Origin of the sequence: Streptomyces griseoluteus (assembly GCF_004784465.1) — a bacterium.
Lineage (GTDB): Bacteria > Actinomycetota > Actinomycetes > Streptomycetales > Streptomycetaceae > Streptomyces > Streptomyces griseoluteus.
The window spans coordinates 138968-156393 of the sequence record NZ_SRRU01000002.1; the positions used below are offsets into that span (position 1 = coordinate 138968).

Genomic DNA, 17426 nt, shown 5'->3' on the forward strand with positions numbered 1-17426 from the left:
GAGCCGTCACTTGAGCTGGGACTCGGTGTAGTAGCCGCCGTCGACCAGGACCTCGCGGTAGTTGCCCTTGTCGACGCTGACCGGCTGCAGCAGATAGGCGGGCACGACCTTGGCGCCGTTGTCGTAGGTCTTGGAGTCGTTGACCTCGGGCTTCTTGCCGCCCAGGGTGGCGTCCACCATGTTCGCGGCGACCTCGGCGAGCTTGCGGAGATCCTTGTAGACGGTCTGCGTCTGCTCCCCGGCGATGATCGACTTCACCGACGCCAGCTCCGCGTCCTGCCCGGTGACGACCGGCAGCGGCTTGCCCTTCCCTCCGTACCCGTCCGACTTCAGCGCGGACAGGATGCCGATGGAGATGCCGTCGTACGGGGAGAGCACCGCGTCCACCCGGCCGGAACGGTACGCCGAGGTCAGCAGGTCCTCCATGCGGTGCTGGGCGGTGGTGCCGTCCCAGCGCAGCGTGGTGACCTGGTTGAGCGCGGTCTGCCCGGACCGCACCACGAGCTGCTTCTTGTCGATGTAGGGCTGGAGCACCTTCATCGCGCCGCCGAAGAAGTACTTGGTGTTGTTGTCGTCGTTGGACCCGGCGAACAACTCGATGGAGAACGGCCCCTTCTTGCCGCTGTCCAGCCCCAGCTTGTGGGCGATGTACGTGCCTTGCAGCTCGCCGACCTTCTCGTTGTCGAAGGAGGCGTAGTAGTCCACGTTCCTGGTGCCGAGGATCAGCCGGTCGTAGGCGATGACCGGGATATGGGCGTCGGCGGCCTCCTGGAGCACGTTGTTCAGGGACTTGTTGTCGATCGCCGCGATGATCAGGCCCTTGACGCCCTGGGTGATCAGGTTCTCGATCTGGGCGACCTGGGTGTCCGGGTCGTCCTCCCCGTAGACCAGCTTGGTCTTGTAGCCCTTGGCGCGCAGGTCCTTGACGACGTTGGCGCCGTCCGCGATCCAGCGCTCGGAGGACTTGGTCGGCATGGCGACGCCGATGGTGCCGCCCTTGGCGTCACCGCCCTTGTCCTCGGCTCCGCCCTCCCCGCTCTGCCCGCAGGCGGTCAGGGTGAGGGCGAATACGGCGGTCGCGGCGAGAGCGACTCTGCGGGGGCGTGCGGTGTACCGGTCGCGCATGGGGAACCGTCCTTGTTCGTCTCGGCGTTGAGCGGGTCGGGCCGTGCGGTGGTGCGGGATCAGTCCGTGATGGGGAAGCGGTGCAGCGGGCCGGGGAGGCGGGTGCCCAGCGGGGCCATGCCGCCGTCGGCGCCGTGCCGGGCGAGCAGGTCGAGGACCAGCCGGCCGCGCCGCACCCGCTCCCGCGCGGTGTCCAGGGCGACACCGCGGAGGTGCGCGCCCCAGGGGTAGATGCCGGGCGCCTTCGACAGGCCGAACTTCAGATACACCGGGGCTCCGCGCCGGATCAGCTCGGCCACCTCGTACATCCGCACCTGGCCGCCCAGGTCGTCCGGCGCCTCGATGTACATGTCCATGGGGGCGGCGGACACCCGGCGGATCTCGGTGAGATGGGCGAGGGTGAGATCGCCGGGCACGTTGATCGAGTCGGCGCCCAGCCGCTCGAACACCGCGTAGGAGACCGGGTTGACCGGGCCGATCAGCGCGGAGACCTTCAGTGTGGTGTCCGCCGGGAGCACCCCCGACTCCCGCGCCCGGTGCAGCGCCCACAGCACGCCCTCGTCGGCCACCAGCAGGCAGCGCACGCCCAGTTCGGTCGCGCGCACCGCGTCCTCGACACAGCCGGCCACCGCGTCGTGGCCCCGGGCGCGCGGGCCCCCGCCGCGTGAGTCGGAGCGCACCGCGCCGCCGGTGTCCCAGGTGCCGCGCGGCCCGGTGAACAGGCACAGCTCGATGCCGCGTTCACGGGTCGCCCCGGCCATCTCGGTGATCTCGGCGTCCGTGAGCATCCAGACGCCGCTGCCCTGGCTGACCCGGTGCACCGGCACGTCCAGCCGAGCCGCCTCGGCCAGCACGACGGCCAGCGCCTCGGGCCCTTCGCACGACGGGATCTCGGTACGCCAGCTCCCGCCGTCCGGGAAGCGGTGCGGGGAGGCGTCGGCGGGGTCGGGGGCGGGCGCGGCCAGCCCCAGAGCGGCGAGCGCCTGCTCACCGGGCCGGCGGACTGCCGGGGCGGAAAGGTCGGTCACGGGCTGCCTCTCGTGTTCGGTATGCCGGACAAGGTTCGGATCTTCGGGCGTACGAGCCCCCGGGGGGAGCGCGTACGCCCGCGTCAGGGCAGCAGCAGCACCTTTCCGGGCCCCCTGGCTTCGACCGCCCGCGCGAACTCGGTCAGCGGCAACCGGTGCGACACCAGGGGCAGGGGGTCCAGCAGCCCGGCGCCGAACAGCCGGACCGCGTGGGCCCAGGCGGCCGGGGGCGCCCCGAAGACGGTGCGTACCTCCAGCCGCCGCAGGACGAGATCGGCCGGGTCCAGGCCCGCCGCGCCCGGTGCGGGGATGCCGGTGAGGACCAGCCGTCCGCCGCGCCGGAGCAGTGCGGCGGCCGTGACCGCCGCCTCGGCGGAGCCCGCGGCCTCGATCACCACGTCGTAGCCGCCGGGCAGGTCCGGACCGCTCACGGCGAAGCCGTTGGCGCCGAACTCCTTCGCCAGCGCCTCGCGTTCCCGGTCCAGGCCCACCACCAGCAGCTCGGCGGGGGAGACCGCCGCGAGGAACCGCACCGCGAGCATGCCGAGCGTCCCCGTGCCGACCACCGCGACCCGCTCGCCGGGCCGGGCGTCGGCCGACAGGGCGGCGGCCGCGACACATGCGGCGGGCTCCAGCAGGGCGGCCGCGGTGAGGTCGGCGTCGTCGGGCAGGGGGTGCAGCAGCCGGGCGGGCAGGGTGAGGGTGGGTGCCATCGCGCCGGGGCGGGTGAAGCCGGTCTCCTCGTACCCCGCCTCGCAGAGCGTTGTCTCGCCGGCGTGACAGCGGGCGCACACCTGGCAGTTGCGGAAGCCCTCGCCGACCACCTTGCGGCCGGCCAGGCGCTCCGGCACCCCGGCGCCCACCTCCCGTACCGTGCCGGACCACTCGTGGCCGGGCACCACCGGGTAACGCACGTACGGCGCGGCCCGGTTGCCCCGGTACAGCTCGCGGTCGCTGCCGCAGATCCCCACCGCGTGCACGGCGACCAGCGCCTCGCCGGGGCCGGGCGTACGGGGTGTGTGCGGCTCCAGCCGGTGCGCGCCCGGCGCCTGGACCACCACCTGGACGCTCACTTCGTCCCCTTCGGCCTGCGGCGCTCCCAGCCCTCGGCCCACAGGTCGAACCGGGCCTGCTGCTGCGGGAACTCGGCCGCCGCGTCGGTGTCCAGCTCGACGCCGAGGCCGGGGGCGTCGGAGAGGTGGAAGTAGCCGTCGACCACCTCGGGGGCGCCCTTCACCACCGTCTTGATCTCCGCGTCCGCGAAGTCGTTGAAGTGCTCAAGGATCTTGAAGTTCGGTGTGCTGAAGCCGACCTGGAGCGAGGCGGCGGTGAGGACCGACCCGCCCACGTTGTGCGGGGCGAGCAGCACGTAGTGGGTCTCGGCGGCCGCGGCCAGCTTGCGGGTCTCCCAGATGCCGCCGATGTGGCCGACGTCCGGCTGGAGGATGTCCGCCGACTGGCTCTCGAACAGCTCCCGGAACTCGATCCGGTCGTGCATCCGCTCCCCGGTGGCGACCGGGATGTCCACCTTGGCGGCCACCTTCTGCAGCGCCTTCAGGTTCTCCGGCGGCACCGGTTCCTCCAGCCAGGCCGGGTCGAAGGGCGCCAGTTCGCGGGCGAGGCGGATCGCGGTGGCGGGGGAGAAGCGGCCGTGCATCTCCAGCATCAGCTCGGTGTCCGGGCCGATCGCGTCCCGTACGGCCTCGATCAGGGAGACGGCGTACCGGGTGCGCTCATGGTCCAGCTCGAAGTGGCCGGTGCCGAAGGGGTCGATCTTCAGGGCCCGGTAGCCCCGCGCCACGACCGAGCGGGCCGCCTCGTGATACGCCTCCGGCGTGCGCTCGGTGGTGTACCAGCCGTTGGCGTACGCCTTGACGCGGTCGGTGACCTTTCCGCCGAGCAACTGCCACACCGGTACGCCGAGCGCCTTGCCCTTGATGTCCCAGCAGGCCATCTCGACCACCGCGATCCCGGACATCACGATCTCGCCGGCCCGGCCGAAGTCGCCGTACTTCATCCGGCGGACCAGGTCCTCGACGGCGAACGGGTCGGAGCCCGCGATGTGGTTGGCCTCGGCCTCCCGCAAGTAGCCGAGCAGGGCGTCGGTGTGTCCCAGCATGCGGGTCTCCCCGACGCCGGTGAGCCCCTCGTCCGTGTGGACCTGCACATAGGTCAGGTTCCGCCACGGTGTGCCGACCACATGGGTGCTGATTCCGGTGATACGCACGCCCGTCCACCCCTCGGTGTTCGAAATTTCGTCATGCGTTCGAAATGCTGGCGTGACAGTAGGGAGGGCGAGTGGGGGGTGTCAATGGGTCGAACACGTAACGGTTCCGGCAAAGGCGTGTACGCGGATGTCTCTCCCGCACCAAACCTTCACAGTGGCACCTAGGAACGTGACCCGAGTGGAATCTAGTCTTCCCGCGTCATGGACTACTGCCACCCGTGCCGACGGCACCTCAACGGCGCTCTCGCCTGCCCCGGCTGCGGCGCGCCCGCCCTGAGCGCCGTCGCGCCCACCGCCACCGTTGCCTCCGGCAGCATGGCGGACCCTTACGGGCAGAGCCCCCAGACTCCTTATTACGGGGAGACCACTCACGCAGCCCCCTACGGGCAGGAGGCCTCGGCCGCCCCCTACGGGCAGGAGGCCTCGGCCGCCTCCTACGGGCAGGAGGCCTCGGCGGCCCCCTACGGGCAGGAGGCCTCGGCGGCCCCCTACGGGGAAGACCACCCGGCCACCCCGTACGGGCAGGAGACGCCCGCCGCGCCCCACGGGGAGGACACCCCGGCCCCCACCCCCGAACCACCAGCCGCCCCAGAACCCCCGAAGGTCCCCCGGCAGGCCGACCGGCGCGGCACCTACGAGCCCCCCACGAGCCCCACGGACCTCACGGGCCCTACGGACCCCACGGACCCCGAGGATCTTGAGGACCCCTACGACGACCCGGACCCGGCCCCCGACGGCAGCCGCCGCGACCGCAAGGCCGCGGCCCATCGCCGTCGCAGACGCCGCACCCTCCTCATCGCCACCGGCTTCGTCCTCGCCGCCGCAGCCCTGAGCCTCGCCGAACTCAGTGCCGACGGCCCCTTCTCCTTCGACCGGCCGGCCTCCAGCGACGCCTCCCCGGACGGCGGCTCCGCCTCCGTCTCCCCGGCCCGGACGGGCGCCCCCGTCACCGACGCCACGGCAGGCGCGTCCACCTTCCCCAGCACCTCGGCCTCCGCCTCCGCCTCGGACTCCCCCTCGGCGTCCCCTTCCAAGTCCTCCACCGAGTCCGAGTCCCCGTCGACACCCCCCACCACCGACAGCCCCGCCACCACTCCCCAGCACTCCGAGGCCCCCGCCGCCGACGACCCGGCCCCGGAAAAGCCCACCCCCACCCCTACGGCGGCCCCCACCACGGCCAAGCCCGCCCCCGAGCCCACCCCCACCAGGACCTGCGACCGCTTCCTGTGGTGGTGCAGCTGAAGGACGCGCGGCCATCCCGGCGGCGACGCGTGGTGACCCGCCCCCTCTCGGGCGGGCGCCCCCGGCACCCTGGCCGCCCGTCCGCTTCCCCTCACCGGTCATACGAACCCCGTGGAGTACGCCATCCGGGGTAACGGTGACACCAACAGGGCCCCGCGTCGGTTGAGTCGAACAGGTACATCTCGCCGTACACGACCTCGGAATGCGCCGGCCGGACCCGGCGCCGTGCGAGGAGGAGCAGCGAGCAGCGGCTCAGTTGAGGAGAACCGGATGACACAGGACAGCACCGTCCAGGGCACTGTCGCCGAGGGGTACGAGGCGGTGCGGGAGGAGTTCGCCGCCTTCGTCGCCGGTGAACAGCCGGACTACGAGGGCCAGTTGTGCGCCTACGTGGACGGCCGCCGGGTCGTCGACCTGTGGGCGGGCGAGGGCGTGGACGCCGGCTCGCTGTACGGCGTCTTCTCCTGTACCAAGGGCGCCGCCCACCTGGTCACCGCCCTCCTGGTGCAGGACGGCACCCTCGAACTGGACCGCAAGGTCACCTACTACTGGCCCGAGTTCGGCGTCGAGGGCAAGAGCACCCTCACCCTGCGCGACCTCCTCGCCCACCGCGCCGGACTCGTCGGCACCGACACCGGCTTCAGCCCGGCCGAGCTGGCCGACGACCGCGCGCTCGCGGAACGCCTCGCCGACCAGCGCCCCTTCTGGCGCCCCGGCTTCGCGTTCGGCTACCACGCGCTGACCATGGGCGCCCTCACCGGCGAGGTGATCCGCCGGGCCACCGGCCACACCGTCCAGGAGCTGTACGAGGAGCGCGTCCGCGCCCCCTACGGGCTGGACTTCCACCTCGGCCTGCCCGCCTCCCGCGAGCCCCGCTTCCGCGCCACCCAGCCGATGCTGCCGACCCCCGCCCAACAGGCGGAGGCCGAACTGCGCCGGACCGGCCCGCACACCCTGCCGTCCATCGCCCGGAACCAGCACGCCCCCACCCCCACCGACCTGGAGTCGCTGCCCAACGACCGCGCCGTCCGCGCGAACGGCCCCGCCTCCGTCGGCGGCGTCGCCTCGGCGCGCGGCCTGGCCGGGATGTACGCGGCGATGATCAGTGAGGTGGACGAGAAGGCGCCGCTCCTCAAGAGCGACACCCTCGCCGAGTTCGGCCAGCCGCACTCGGCCGGTCACGACCTGGTGTGCCGCGCCCACGCGGTGTTCGGCCTGGGCTTCGAGTGCACGGCTGAGACCTGGCACCCCTTCCTCGGCGCCGGCACCCTCGGCCACTGCGGCGCGGCCGGCTCGCAGGCGTTCGCCGATCCCCGCAGCGGCCTCGCCTACGGCTACACCCGCCGCCGCTTCGTCTACCCCGGCGGTGCGGCCCCGGAGAACGACCGGCTGGCCGCCGCCGTGCACGAGGCGGCGCTGAAGGGCTGAGACATGGCGGAGGCCGCACCCCACGTCCAGGGATGCGGCCTCCGCGAGGTCCGACGGCCGGCAGCCGGCGCAGGACACCGGTCAGAGCTTGACGATCATCTTCCCGGTGTTGTCCCCGCGCAGCACCCCGAGGAACGCCTCCAGCGTGTTCTGGATGCCTTCCACGACCGTCTCGCGGTACTTCAGCTTCCCCGACGCGACCAGGGGCGCGATCTCGCGGACGAACTCCGGCTGGAGGTCGTAGTGGTCGCCGACCAGGAAGCCCTCGATCCGGCCGCGGGTCTGGATCAGCCGGGTGAGGTTGTTCGGACCGGGGGCGGGCTCGGTGTTGTTGTAGACCGAGATCGCGCCGCAGATGGCGATCCGGCCGTGCAGGTTCAGCTCGGCGATGGCGGCCTGGAGGTGGTCGCCGCCGACGTTGTCGAAGTACACGTCGATGCCGTCCGGCGCGGCCTCGCGGAGCTGCTCGCCGACCGGCCCGTCCTTGTAGTTGAACGCGGCGTCGAACCCGTACTCGTCCACCAGCAGCCGCACCTTCTCGTCGGACCCGGCCGAGCCGATGACCCGCGAGGCGCCCTTGAGCTTGGCGAGCTGGCCGACCTGGCTGCCCACCGCGCCGGCCGCGCCGGAGACGAAGACGATGTCGCCCTCCTTGAACCCGGCGGTGCGCAGCAGACCGGCGTACGCGGTCAGGCCGGTCATGCCGAGCACGCCGAGGTAGGTGGAGAGCGGCGCGGCGTCCGGGTCGACCTTGACGGCCTGCTTCGCGTCCACCGCCGCGTACTCGCGCCAGCCGAGGAAGTGCAGCAGATGGTCGCCGGGCTCGATGCCGTCGACGTCGGAGGCGACGACCACGCCCACCGCGCCGCCCTGCATCGGCTCACCCAGCTCGAACGGGGCCGAGTAGGACTTCGCGGCACTCATCCGGCCCCGCATGTAGGGGTCCACCGAGAGGTACTCGTTCCGTACCAGCACCTGGCCCTCGCCGGGCACCGGCATCGGCACCTCGACGAGCGCGAAGTCCTCGGGCTTCGGCCAGCCCACGGGACGACGCAGCAACTGCCACTCACGGCTCACGGCGGGAAGGGCGGGGGAGTCGGACATCGGGCGCGACCTTCTTCCTCAAACTGCTTCAGTACCTGAAACAACCATGCTCCTAAATATTTCATGATGTCAAGTAACCCGGTATCCTGGACGGCATGTCCACCCCGCCGCCGCGTCCCACCGTGCGTCACCGCTCCGCCGACCCCCTGACCATGGAGGTCGTCGAGCTGATCGGCGACGTCGTGGCCCGCTTCTACGCGGACTACGAGGAGGCCGCGGCCAGCCACGCGCTCACCGGACCGCAGGCCCGTCTGCTCAGCCTCCTCGCCCTGGAGCCGCTGCCCATGCGCAAGCTCGCCCAGCGGCTGAAGTGCGAGCCGTCCAACGTGACCGGGATCGTGGACCGGCTGGAGTCGCGCGGCCTGGTCGAGCGGCGCCCCGACAGCGCCGACCGCCGGGTCAAGCTCGCCGCCGCCACCGAGGAGGGCCTGCGGGTCGCCCGCGATCTCCGCGAGGGCCTGCACTTCGCCCGCGAACCCCTCGCCGGCCTCTCCACCGCCGAGCGCTCCTCCCTGCGCGACCTGCTCCGCCGCATGCTCGACGCCTGAACCACCCCGCTGCGGGTAAAGTCCCCGCCATGCGCGATCTCGGGGTGGGGTTCCGTCATCTCCTCAACGGCCAGCGGTGGGTGGCCCAGCACGGACGGCAGTACGGCTTCGGCCTGCTGCCCGGCCTGATCACCCTCGTCCTCTACGTGGGCGTGCTGGTCGCCCTCGGGGTCTGGGGCTCCGACGCCGTCACCTGGGCGACCCCGTTCGCCGACGACTGGTCCGGTCCCTGGCAGGGCGTCTTCCGGGGCTTCCTCACCGTCGTGCTGTTCGCCCTCGCCCTGCTGCTGGCCGTCCTCACCTTCACCGCGGCCACCCTGCTCATAGGCCAGCCCTTCTACGAGAGCCTCTCCGAGCGCACCGACGCCGACGTCTCGCCCGACGGGACCGCGCCCAGCTCCGACCGGCCGATGTGGCGCGACCTGTGGATCTCCGCCCGCGACAGCCTGCGCATCCTGGTGCGGGCCTGCGTCTGGGGCATTTTGCTCTTCGCGCTCGGCTTCCTGCCCGTGGTCGGCCAGACCGTCGTACCCGTCCTCGGCTTCTTCGTCACCGGGTTCTTCCTCACCGAGGAACTCACCTCCGTGGCCCTCCAGCGCCGGGACGTCGACCTGCGCGCCCGGCTCGCCCTGCTGCGCTCCCGCAAGATGCTCGCCTGGGGTTTCGGCGTCCCGCTGGGCCTCGCCTTCCTGGTCCCCGTGGTCGCGGTGTTCCTGATGCCCGGCGCGGTCGCCGGTGCCACCCTGCTGACCCGCGACCTCCTCGGCGAACCCCTCGCCGAGGAGCAGCCGGAGAGCGACCAGCCGGTCACCGCCTGAACCCGGCCCGGCGGGCGACAAGGCGAAGTCGTGACCCGGGAGTGAAGGGTTCGTAGGAGAACCCGCCCGGACCCCCGATCCGGCGCCACCGGCGGCCCGGCGCGGATTACCGTCGACATCAGCCCCGGTCCCGGAACCTGACACCCGGACCGGGGCTGAATGCTGTCCGGGGCGGCTCAGCGCGTCCCGAAGCCGTACACCGTCGCGGAGCGGTACACCTCGCCCGGTTCCAGCCGGGTGGTGGGGAAGTCCGGGCGGTTCGGCGAGTCGGGGAAGTGCTGGGTCTCCAGCGCGATCCCCTCGCCCGGCGTGAACGGGGCGCCCAGGTGGTCGGCGGTGTAGAGCTGGAGGCCCGGCTCGGTCGTCGCCACCGTCAGCACCCGCCCGGACGCGGGGTCGTACAGCTCGGCCACCTCCTCGGCCTCCGGCGTGACGCCCTTGTCCAGCACGTAGTTGTGGTCGTACCCCGAGCCGACCTTGCGGGAGACGCGGAAGTCGAAGCGCGAGTCCGTCACGTCCACGGGCTCGCCCACCGGGATCAGCCCGTCGTCCACCGGCGTGTACCGCGAGGCGGCCAGCCGCAGCTCATGACCGCCCGCGTGCCCCGAGCCACTGAGGTTCCAGTACGAGTGGTTGGTGAGGTTCACGACCGTGGGCGCGTCCGTCACCGCCTCGTAGGCGATCCGCAGCGCACCCGACTCCTGAAGCGTGTACGTCGCCGAGACCTCAAGACGCCCCGGAAAGCCCTCCTCGCCGTGCGGGCTGACCCGGCTGAGCCGCACCCCGTGCTCCACCGGCTCCGCGTCCCACACGTACCGGTCGAAGCCCCGGTCGCCGCCGTGCAGCGAGTTGGGCCCGTTGTTGCGGGCCAGCGCGTACGTCCGCCCGTCCAGCGGGAAGCGGCCGCCCGCGATCCGGTTGGCGTACCGGCCCACCAACGCGCCCAGATACGGGCCCGGATGGTCCACATAGCCCTGGACGGAGGGGAACCCGAGCACCACGTCCGCCGCGTGCCCCTCCCGGTCCGGCACCTCGGCCGACTGCACGATTCCGCCGTACGACAGCACCCGGACCCGTACCCCACCGCGCTCGAGCGTCCAGCGGTGCACCGGGGTCCCGTCGGAAAGTGTGCCGAAAAGTTCGCCCATGTGGGAAACCTTAGGTCACGGTCTGCGCTCCGTGACCGTCCGGTACGCGATCTCGGCGAGCCGGGCCTGACCGTCCCGGCTCGGGTGGAACCAGTCCCACTGGCTCAACTGCCCGGTGCCGAAGCGGTAGTCGAAGACCGCGTTGCCGTCGGAGCGGCAGCGCTCGTCCTTCGCGCACACCTCGGCCAGTACCGCGTTGTACGCCTCCACCCGGTGCTGTACCTCCTGCCGGCGCACCGTCGCCGCCTCGGTCAGGTCGTCCGCGCCGCGCAGCATGGAGGGGCAGATGCCCAGCTTCCACACCTCCTTGCCCAGCGGATCGGCCCGCCCCTCCGACCACAGCCGCAGCAGGTTCGGCACGCTCGCCACGTACACCTGTGTCCTGGGCAGTTCCTTGCGCAGCGTCGCCATCGAGCGCTCGAAGTCCGCGCGGAAGTCCGCCACCGGGGTCATCGCCGACACCGAGGAGCGGCAGGCGTCGTTGGCGCCCACCATCACCGTCACCAGCTCCGGGCGGCGCCGCACCGCCTCGGCCATCTGACCGGGCAGGTCGGCCATCCGGGCGCCGGTCACCGCGTAGTTCCAGCCCCGCTCGGCAGCGCCCTGCCGCCCCAGCAGCCGTACCGCCAGGCTGTCCACGCCGGCGTCCGCGCCCGTCGCCCAGGACACCTCCGGGCAGTCCGCGAGCACCTGGCAGGCGTCGAAGCCGCGGGTGATGGAGTCGCCCACCGCCGCGATCGAGTCCGGGTGCGCGTTCCACACCGGGGAGGGCCTGGCGGACGGCCGGGACACGCCCGTACCCCCGTCGTCGCCCCGGACGGAGTCACAGCCGCTCGCCAGCACGGCCGCCGTCAGCACGGCGAGGACGGCCCGCGCCCGGTGGCCTGGTTTCCGCATCCCCGCAGGTCTCCTCGCTCCTTCGCGCACCGACCGTCGGTGCGCCCACCCATCACAACGTGCGCGGGTTCCCGTCCGCCCCCGCTGGAACGGCACACCCCCGTACAAGCGTCCCCCTGGGTGAATGGCGAAGGTTTCCTGGCACCGGGACCGACGGTACGTCACACTCCTTGCATCCCCGCAAGGTAGCCTCGCCATCAACGCGGCCGTCGCGTCATGGCCGCTCGACCAGCCCGCAAGATGTCCCGCTCAGCCCGGAGGTTCCGGTGACGACACGTGGAGTTCTGTACGTGCACTCCGCGCCGCGCGCGCTGTGCCCGCATGTCGAGTGGGCCATCGCCGGGGTGCTGGGCACACGCGTCAGCCTGGACTGGATCAGGCAGCCCGCCGCGTCCGGTACCTGGCGCTCGGAGTTCTCCTGGCAGGGCGAGGCGGCCACCGCCTCCAAGCTCGCCTCCGCGCTGCGCGGCTGGCAGTTGCTCCGCTTCGAGGTCACCGCCGAGCCCTCCGCCGCAGCCGAGGGCGAGCGCTACAGCTGCACCCCCGACCTCGGCATCTTCCACGCCGTCACCGGCATCCACGGCGACATCCTCATCCCCGAGGACCGCCTGCGCGCCGCCCTCCAGCGCAGCCGCCAGGGCGAGAGCGACCTGGAGGCCGAACTCGCCAAGCTCCTCGGCAAGCCCTGGGACGACGAACTGGAGACCTTCCGCCACGCGGGCGAGGGCGCCCCGGTCCGCTGGCTCCACCAGGTGGTCTGAGCCACCGTCACGTCTGTACGCGAGAAAGGCCCCCACCGGACGGTGGGGGCCTTTCTCCGTGCTTGGGGTCAGACGGTGCGGAACGCCAGCACCACGTTGTGGCCGCCGAAGCCGAACGAGTCGTTCAGCGCCGCGATCCGGCCCTCGGGAAGCCGACGCGGCTCGCCCACGACGACGTCCGCGTTGACCTCGGGGTCCAGCTCGGTGACGTTGATCGTCGGCGGGGCCGTGCGGTTCACCAGGGCCAGGATGGACGCCACGGTCTCGATACCGCCCGCGCCGCCCAGCAGGTGACCCGTCATCGACTTGGTCGCGGAGATGGCCATGTGGTCGACGTCGTCGCCGAAGACCTTCCGCAGCGCCTTGACCTCGGCCACGTCGCCCTGGGGCGTCGACGTCGCGTGCGCGTTCACGTGCACGATCTCCGCCGGCTTCAGGTCGGTCGAGTCCAGCAGGTTCTGCAGCGCCTGCGCGATGCCGTTGCCCGAGGGCTCCGGCTGCGTGATGTGGTGCGCGTCGGCGGAGATGCCCTGGCCGATCGCCTCGGCGTAGACCCGGGCGCCGCGCGCCTTGGCGTGCTCCTCGGACTCCAGCACGATCACACCGGCGCCCTCACCGAGCACGAAGCCGTCACGGCCCGAGTCGTAGGGGCGGGACGCGCCCTCGGGGTCGGCGTTGTTCTTGGACATCGCCATCATGTTGCCGAAGGCGACGATGGGAAGCGGGTGGATGGCGGCCTCGGTACCACCGGCCACGACCACGTCCGCACGCCCGGTGCGGATCATCTCGATCGCGTAGCCGATGGCCTCCGCGCCGGAGGCGCAGGCCGAGACGGGGGTGTGCACACCGGCGCGCGCGCCCAGCTCGATCCCGACGTTGGCCGCCGGGGAGTTGGGCATCAGCATCGGCACGGTGTGCGGGGAGACCCGCCGTACGCCCTTCTCCTTCAGTACGTCGTACTGGTCCAGGAGGGTCGTCACGCCACCGATGCCGGAGGCGATGACCGCGCCGAGGCGGTCGGGGTTCACGGACTGGTCCTCACCGGCCTTGGCGGTGAAACCGGCGTCCTTCCAGGCTTCCTGAGCGGCGATCAGCGCGAACTGCGCGGACCGGTCCAGCTTGCGGGCCTGCGGCCGGGGGAGGATCTCACCCGGCTCGACGGCGATCTGCGCGGCGATCTGAACCGGCAGTTCGGCCGCCCACTCCTGCTCCAGGCGGCTGACGCCGGACCGGCCGGCCAGCATGGCCTCCCAGGTGGAAGCTGCGTCGCCACCCAGCGGTGTGGTTGCGCCGATACCGGTGACGACCACGGTGCGATTGGTCGGGCTCACGGGAATTCTTTCTCCAACAGATGCGGGATCTACGGCGCCACCGCCGGGTGGCGGGGCCTAGCAGCTAGGTCCGAGGGTGACTCAGGCCTGGTGCTTGAGGATGTAGTCGGTGGCGTCACCGACGGTCTTCAGGTTCTTGACGTCCTCGTCGGGGATCTTCACGTCGAAGCGCTCCTCGGCGGCGACGACGACCTCGACCATGGACAGGGAGTCGACGTCGAGGTCGTCCGTGAAGGACTTGTCGAGCTGGACGTCCTCGGTGGGGATGCCGGCGATCTCGTTCACGATCTCGGCAAGGCCCGCGACGATCTCTTCCTGGGTGGCGGCCATGTCAGGCGCTCTCCTTCTTCGATGTTCAGACAATGAGGTGGCATTTGTCCCCGTGTCGGACCGGGCGGCCCGGCACGGAGTGCCTAGGGGAGGGTAACGACCGTGGCGGCGTAGACCAGACCCGCCCCGAATCCGATGACGAGCGCCGTGTCGCCGCTCTTGGCCTCGCCGGTCGCCAGAAGCCGCTCCATGGCGAGCGGGATCGACGCGGCCGAGGTGTTGCCGGTGGTACGGATGTCACGGGCGACCGTGACGTGCTCCGGCAGCTTCAGAGTCTTCACCATCGAGTCGATGATCCGCACATTGGCCTGGTGCGGGATGAAGACGTCCAGGTCGTCCGAGGAGATCCCGGCCGCGTCCAGCGCCTGCTGGGCGACCTTCGCCATCTCGAACACGGCCCAGCGGAACACCGCCTGGCCCTCCTGCGTGATCGCGGGGAACTTGACGTTGCCCGCGCTGTCCAGGGGGAGCTGGGAGACGTCGCCGACGGCGAAGCGGTCCCACGGGACGGTCTGCTTGATGGTGCCGGCCTTGTCGCCCTCCGAGCCCCACACCGTGGGACCGATGGCGGGCTCCTGGGACGGGCCGACCACGACCGCGCCCGCGCCGTCACCGAACAGGAAGGCCGTCGCGCGGTCCTCCAGGTCGGTCAGGTCGCTGAGCCGCTCCACGCCGATGACGAGCACGTACTCGGCGGAACCCTCCACCACCATGCCCTTGGCGAGGGTCAGGCCGTAGCCGAAGCCCGCGCAGCCGGCCGAGATGTCGAAGGCGGCGGCCTTGTCGGTGCCCAGCTTGTCCGCGATCTCCGTGGCCACGGCCGGGGTCTGGCTGAAGTGCGAGACGGTGGAGACCACCACGGCGCCGATCCGGTCGGCGTCGATGCCCGCGTCGGCGATCGCCTTGCCCGCCGCCTCGATCGACATCGCGGCGACCGTCTCGTCCGGGCCCGCCCAGTGCCGGGTCTCGATCCCGGAGCGGGACCTGATCCACTCGTCGGAGGAGTCGATCGTCTCCAGGATCACCTCGTTGGGCACCACCCGGGTCGGGCGGTAGCCGCCGACCCCGAGGATGCGCGCGTACGGGGCGCCCTTGCTGGGCTTGATCTTCGCCATTGGCATGGGCTCCTTGTCAGGCGCCCGCCGCGTCAGCGGCAGGAGTCGCGGTCTCGGCGATCAGCGCGCGCGCCGCGTCGAGATCCTCGGGGGTCTTCAGGGCGAGCGTCCGTACACCGGGCAGTGCGCGCTTGGCCAGGCCGGTCAGGGTGCCGCCGGGACACACCTCGATCAGCGCGGTGACGCCCAGTTCCTTGAAGGTCTCCATGCACAGGTCCCAGCGGACCGGGTTGGCGACCTGGCCGACCAGCCGCTCCAGCACCTCGGAGCCGGAGGCGACCGTACGGCCGTCCTTGTTGGAGACGTAGGTCAGCTTCGGGTCGGCCGGGGCCAGCTCGGCCGCGGCCTTGGCCAGCGTCTCGACGGCGGGCGCCATGTGACGGGTGTGGAAGGCACCGGCCACCTTCAGCGGGACGACCTTGCGGACGCCCTCCGGCTTGTCCTCCGCGAGCGCGGCCAGCTGCTCCAGCGTGCCCGCCGCGACGATCTGGCCGGCGCCGTTGATGTTGGCCGGGGTCAGGCCCAGCTTCTCCAGGTGCGCGACGGAGACCTCCGGGTCGCCGCCCAGCAGCGCCGACATGCCGGTCTCGGTGACCGCGGCGGCGTCGGCCATGGCCAGACCCCGCTTGCGCACCAGGTTCAGGGCGGAGACGTCGTCCAGCACGCCCGCGAAGGCGGCGGCGGTGATCTCGCCGACGCTGTGGCCCGCGACCGCGCCCGGCGCGATGTCACCCAGTGCCGCGGCGGACAGCAGCCCGGCCGCGACCAGCAGGGGCTGCGCCACGGCGGTGTCGCGGATCGCCTCGGCGTCGGCCTGCGTCCCGTAGTGGGCGAGGTCCAGTCCGATGGCGTCGGACCACGCGGCGACGCGGTCGGCGGCACCGGGGAGTTCGAGCCAGGGGGTCAGGAAGCCGGGCGTCTGGGCGCCCTGGCCGGGAGCGACGAGTACGAGCACTCTCACACTCTCTCTTGGAGACGGCCGGAGCCGCCCGTGGGGACAAGGACGAATAACTCGGATGGCTTTTGTGGGCCCCCGACAAAAGGTTAGGGCTGGAACTCCCCATCGGTGAGCCGCCCCAGGATCAGGGCGATCCGCAACGTGAAGGCGGATCGTACATCGGAGGGCGACCAGCCGGTGACGTCAGTCACACGTCGGAGCCGGTAGCGCACGGTGTTCGGGTGAACGAAGAGCATCCTCGCCGCGCCCTCCAGGCTGCTCGCCTGCTCCAGGTAGACACTCAGGGTCTCCAGCAGTGCCGACCCGGCCTCCTCCAGCGGTCTGTAGATCTCCTCCACCAACTGCTCGCGCGCACTGGGATCACCGGCGATGGCGCGCTCCGGAAGCAGGTCGTCCGCCAGCACCGGCCGGGGCGCGTCCTGCCAGGCGGTGCACGCCTTCAGCCCGGCCGCAGCGGCCTGCGCGGACCGGGTCGCGGCCTGGAGGTCGTGCATGACCGGCCCCGCTACCACCGGCCCCGGCGCGAACGGCCCGATCAGCGATTTGGCCACGCTCAGCGGCTGCACCGAGCTGCCCCCGGCGATCACCACCAGGCGGTCCCCGAGCACGCCGGTGAGCACCTGGAGCTTGGCGTGCCGGGCGGCGCGCCGGATCGCCTCCACGGTCAGCTCGCTGTCCCCGTCCGGGGCGGTGCCGAGCACCACGCAGACGTGCTCCGGCGAGTTCCAGCCGAGCGCCGCCGCCCGGCTCACCGCGCCCTCGTCGGCCTCGCCGCTGAGCACCGCGTTGACCACCAGCGACTCCAGCCGGGCGTCCCAGGCACCGCGTGCCTCGGCGGCCTGGGCGTAGACCTGGGCGGTGGCGAAGGCGATCTCGCGGGCGTAGACCAGCAGCGCCTCGCGGAGCACGCGCTCGTCGCCGGGCGCGGCCACCTCGTCGATGGCGCTCTCCATGACCTCGATGGTGGTGCGCACCATCTCCACGGTCTGGCGCAGCGTGATCGCGCGGGTCAGCTCACGGGGCGCGGTGCCGAAGACGTCGGTCGAGATGGCCTGAGGCGCCTCGGGGTGCCGGAACCACTCGGTGAAGGCGGCGATGCCGGCCTGTGCCACGAGCCCGATCCAGGACCGGTTCTCCGGGGGCATGGCCCGGTACCACGGCAGGGTGTCGTCCATCCGCGCGATGGCCTGTGCGGCGAGCGTGCCGGAGGACTTCTCCAGCCGCCGCAGGGTCGCGGTGTGCGGGTGGACGGCGGGTACCGCGGGGTCGCTGTGGTGGGATTCGGGTTCGGGCACGTGGACAAGACTGCCTTATCGGGACGCGCGCGTGTGCCGCCGGGTCCGTCTCGCCCTTCCGCACCGGCCGG

Annotated in this window: 17 protein-coding genes; 5 read left to right on the top strand and 12 right to left on the bottom strand. The window is 72.0% G+C overall.

Going from position 1 to position 17426, the window contains the following annotated elements; genetic code table 11:
- Positions 1-6 precede the first annotated feature (6 nt).
- The 4 genes from chvE to E5082_RS06080 all read right to left on the bottom strand — a co-directional run bounded on the left by chvE (position 7) and on the right by E5082_RS06080 (position 4380).
- Positions 7-1125 (bottom strand): multiple monosaccharide ABC transporter substrate-binding protein, encoded by a 1119-nt coding sequence (gene chvE / locus E5082_RS06065; RefSeq protein WP_135790246.1) that lies wholly within the window; start codon positions 1123-1125, stop codon positions 7-9.
- 59 nt (positions 1126-1184) lie between these two features.
- A complete protein-coding gene (locus E5082_RS06070) occupies positions 1185-2153 on the bottom strand; it encodes a hypothetical protein (protein ID WP_135790247.1) in 969 nt (322 codons plus the stop codon).
- Positions 2154-2236: 83 nt separating this feature from the next.
- Entirely contained in the window at positions 2237-3226 is a 990-nt protein-coding gene (locus E5082_RS06075) for a zinc-dependent alcohol dehydrogenase (RefSeq protein WP_135790248.1), read from the bottom strand.
- Positions 3223-4380, bottom strand: a complete 1158-nt coding sequence (locus tag E5082_RS06080) for a mandelate racemase/muconate lactonizing enzyme family protein (protein WP_135790249.1) — start codon at positions 4378-4380, stop codon at positions 3223-3225. Before E5082_RS06080 ends, E5082_RS06075 begins: the two co-directional genes overlap by 4 nt.
- Positions 4381-4581: 201 nt before the next feature.
- Between E5082_RS06080 and E5082_RS06085 the strand changes: the two genes are divergently transcribed.
- Both E5082_RS06085 and E5082_RS06090 read left to right on the top strand, forming a co-directional pair.
- On the top strand, positions 4582-5622 hold the full coding sequence (locus E5082_RS06085) for an SCO2400 family protein (RefSeq protein WP_135790250.1): 1041 nt from the start codon (positions 4582-4584) through the stop codon (positions 5620-5622).
- A gap of 270 nt (positions 5623-5892) precedes the next feature.
- Positions 5893-7050 carry a serine hydrolase domain-containing protein gene (locus E5082_RS06090; protein ID WP_135790251.1) on the top strand — a complete coding sequence of 386 codons (1158 nt, stop codon included), beginning with the start codon at positions 5893-5895 and terminating at the stop codon, positions 7048-7050.
- A gap of 81 nt (positions 7051-7131) precedes the next feature.
- On the opposite strand, the gene E5082_RS06095 is transcribed toward E5082_RS06090, so the two are convergent.
- Positions 7132-8154: an NADP-dependent oxidoreductase gene (locus tag E5082_RS06095; RefSeq protein WP_135790252.1), complete on the bottom strand. Its 1023-nt coding sequence runs from the start codon at positions 8152-8154 to the stop codon at positions 7132-7134.
- A 95-nt stretch (positions 8155-8249) separates the two neighbouring features.
- Between E5082_RS06095 and E5082_RS06100 the strand changes: the two genes are divergently transcribed.
- Both E5082_RS06100 and E5082_RS06105 read left to right on the top strand, forming a co-directional pair.
- Positions 8250-8702 (top strand): MarR family winged helix-turn-helix transcriptional regulator, encoded by a 453-nt coding sequence (locus E5082_RS06100; RefSeq protein WP_135790253.1) that lies wholly within the window; start codon positions 8250-8252, stop codon positions 8700-8702.
- A 29-nt stretch (positions 8703-8731) separates the two neighbouring features.
- A complete protein-coding gene (locus E5082_RS06105; RefSeq protein ID WP_135790254.1) occupies positions 8732-9520 on the top strand; it encodes an EI24 domain-containing protein in 789 nt (262 codons plus the stop codon).
- Between the two features lie 176 nt (positions 9521-9696).
- Here the strand turns inward: E5082_RS06105 and E5082_RS06110 are convergent, their stop codons facing one another.
- Both E5082_RS06110 and E5082_RS06115 read right to left on the bottom strand, forming a co-directional pair.
- Entirely contained in the window at positions 9697-10668 is a 972-nt protein-coding gene (locus E5082_RS06110; protein WP_135790255.1) for an aldose epimerase family protein, read from the bottom strand.
- Between the two features lie 15 nt (positions 10669-10683).
- Entirely contained in the window at positions 10684-11565 is an 882-nt protein-coding gene (locus tag E5082_RS06115) for an SGNH/GDSL hydrolase family protein (RefSeq protein WP_135790256.1), read from the bottom strand.
- 266 nt (positions 11566-11831) lie between these two features.
- Between E5082_RS06115 and E5082_RS06120 the strand changes: the two genes are divergently transcribed.
- Positions 11832-12326, top strand: a complete 495-nt coding sequence (locus E5082_RS06120) for a DUF3145 domain-containing protein (protein ID WP_135790257.1) — start codon at positions 11832-11834, stop codon at positions 12324-12326.
- A 68-nt stretch (positions 12327-12394) separates the two neighbouring features.
- Here E5082_RS06120 and fabF read toward each other — a convergent pair whose 3' ends face one another.
- The 5 genes from fabF to E5082_RS06145 all read right to left on the bottom strand — a co-directional run bounded on the left by fabF (position 12395) and on the right by E5082_RS06145 (position 17355).
- The gene (gene fabF, locus E5082_RS06125; RefSeq protein WP_135790258.1) at positions 12395-13657 is read right to left on the bottom strand and encodes a beta-ketoacyl-ACP synthase II; all 1263 of its coding nucleotides are present in this window, start codon (positions 13655-13657) and stop codon (positions 12395-12397) included.
- 81 nt (positions 13658-13738) lie between these two features.
- On the bottom strand, positions 13739-13987 hold the full coding sequence (locus E5082_RS06130) for an acyl carrier protein (protein ID WP_018545314.1): 249 nt from the start codon (positions 13985-13987) through the stop codon (positions 13739-13741).
- 83 nt (positions 13988-14070) lie between these two features.
- Positions 14071-15102: a ketoacyl-ACP synthase III gene (locus E5082_RS06135; protein ID WP_135790259.1), complete on the bottom strand. Its 1032-nt coding sequence runs from the start codon at positions 15100-15102 to the stop codon at positions 14071-14073.
- Between the two features lie 16 nt (positions 15103-15118).
- Positions 15119-16057 (bottom strand): ACP S-malonyltransferase, encoded by a 939-nt coding sequence (locus E5082_RS06140; RefSeq protein WP_135790260.1) that lies wholly within the window; start codon positions 16055-16057, stop codon positions 15119-15121.
- 89 nt (positions 16058-16146) lie between these two features.
- Positions 16147-17355: a PucR family transcriptional regulator gene (locus E5082_RS06145; RefSeq protein WP_135790261.1), complete on the bottom strand. Its 1209-nt coding sequence runs from the start codon at positions 17353-17355 to the stop codon at positions 16147-16149.
- Positions 17356-17426: the final 71 nt, after the last annotated feature.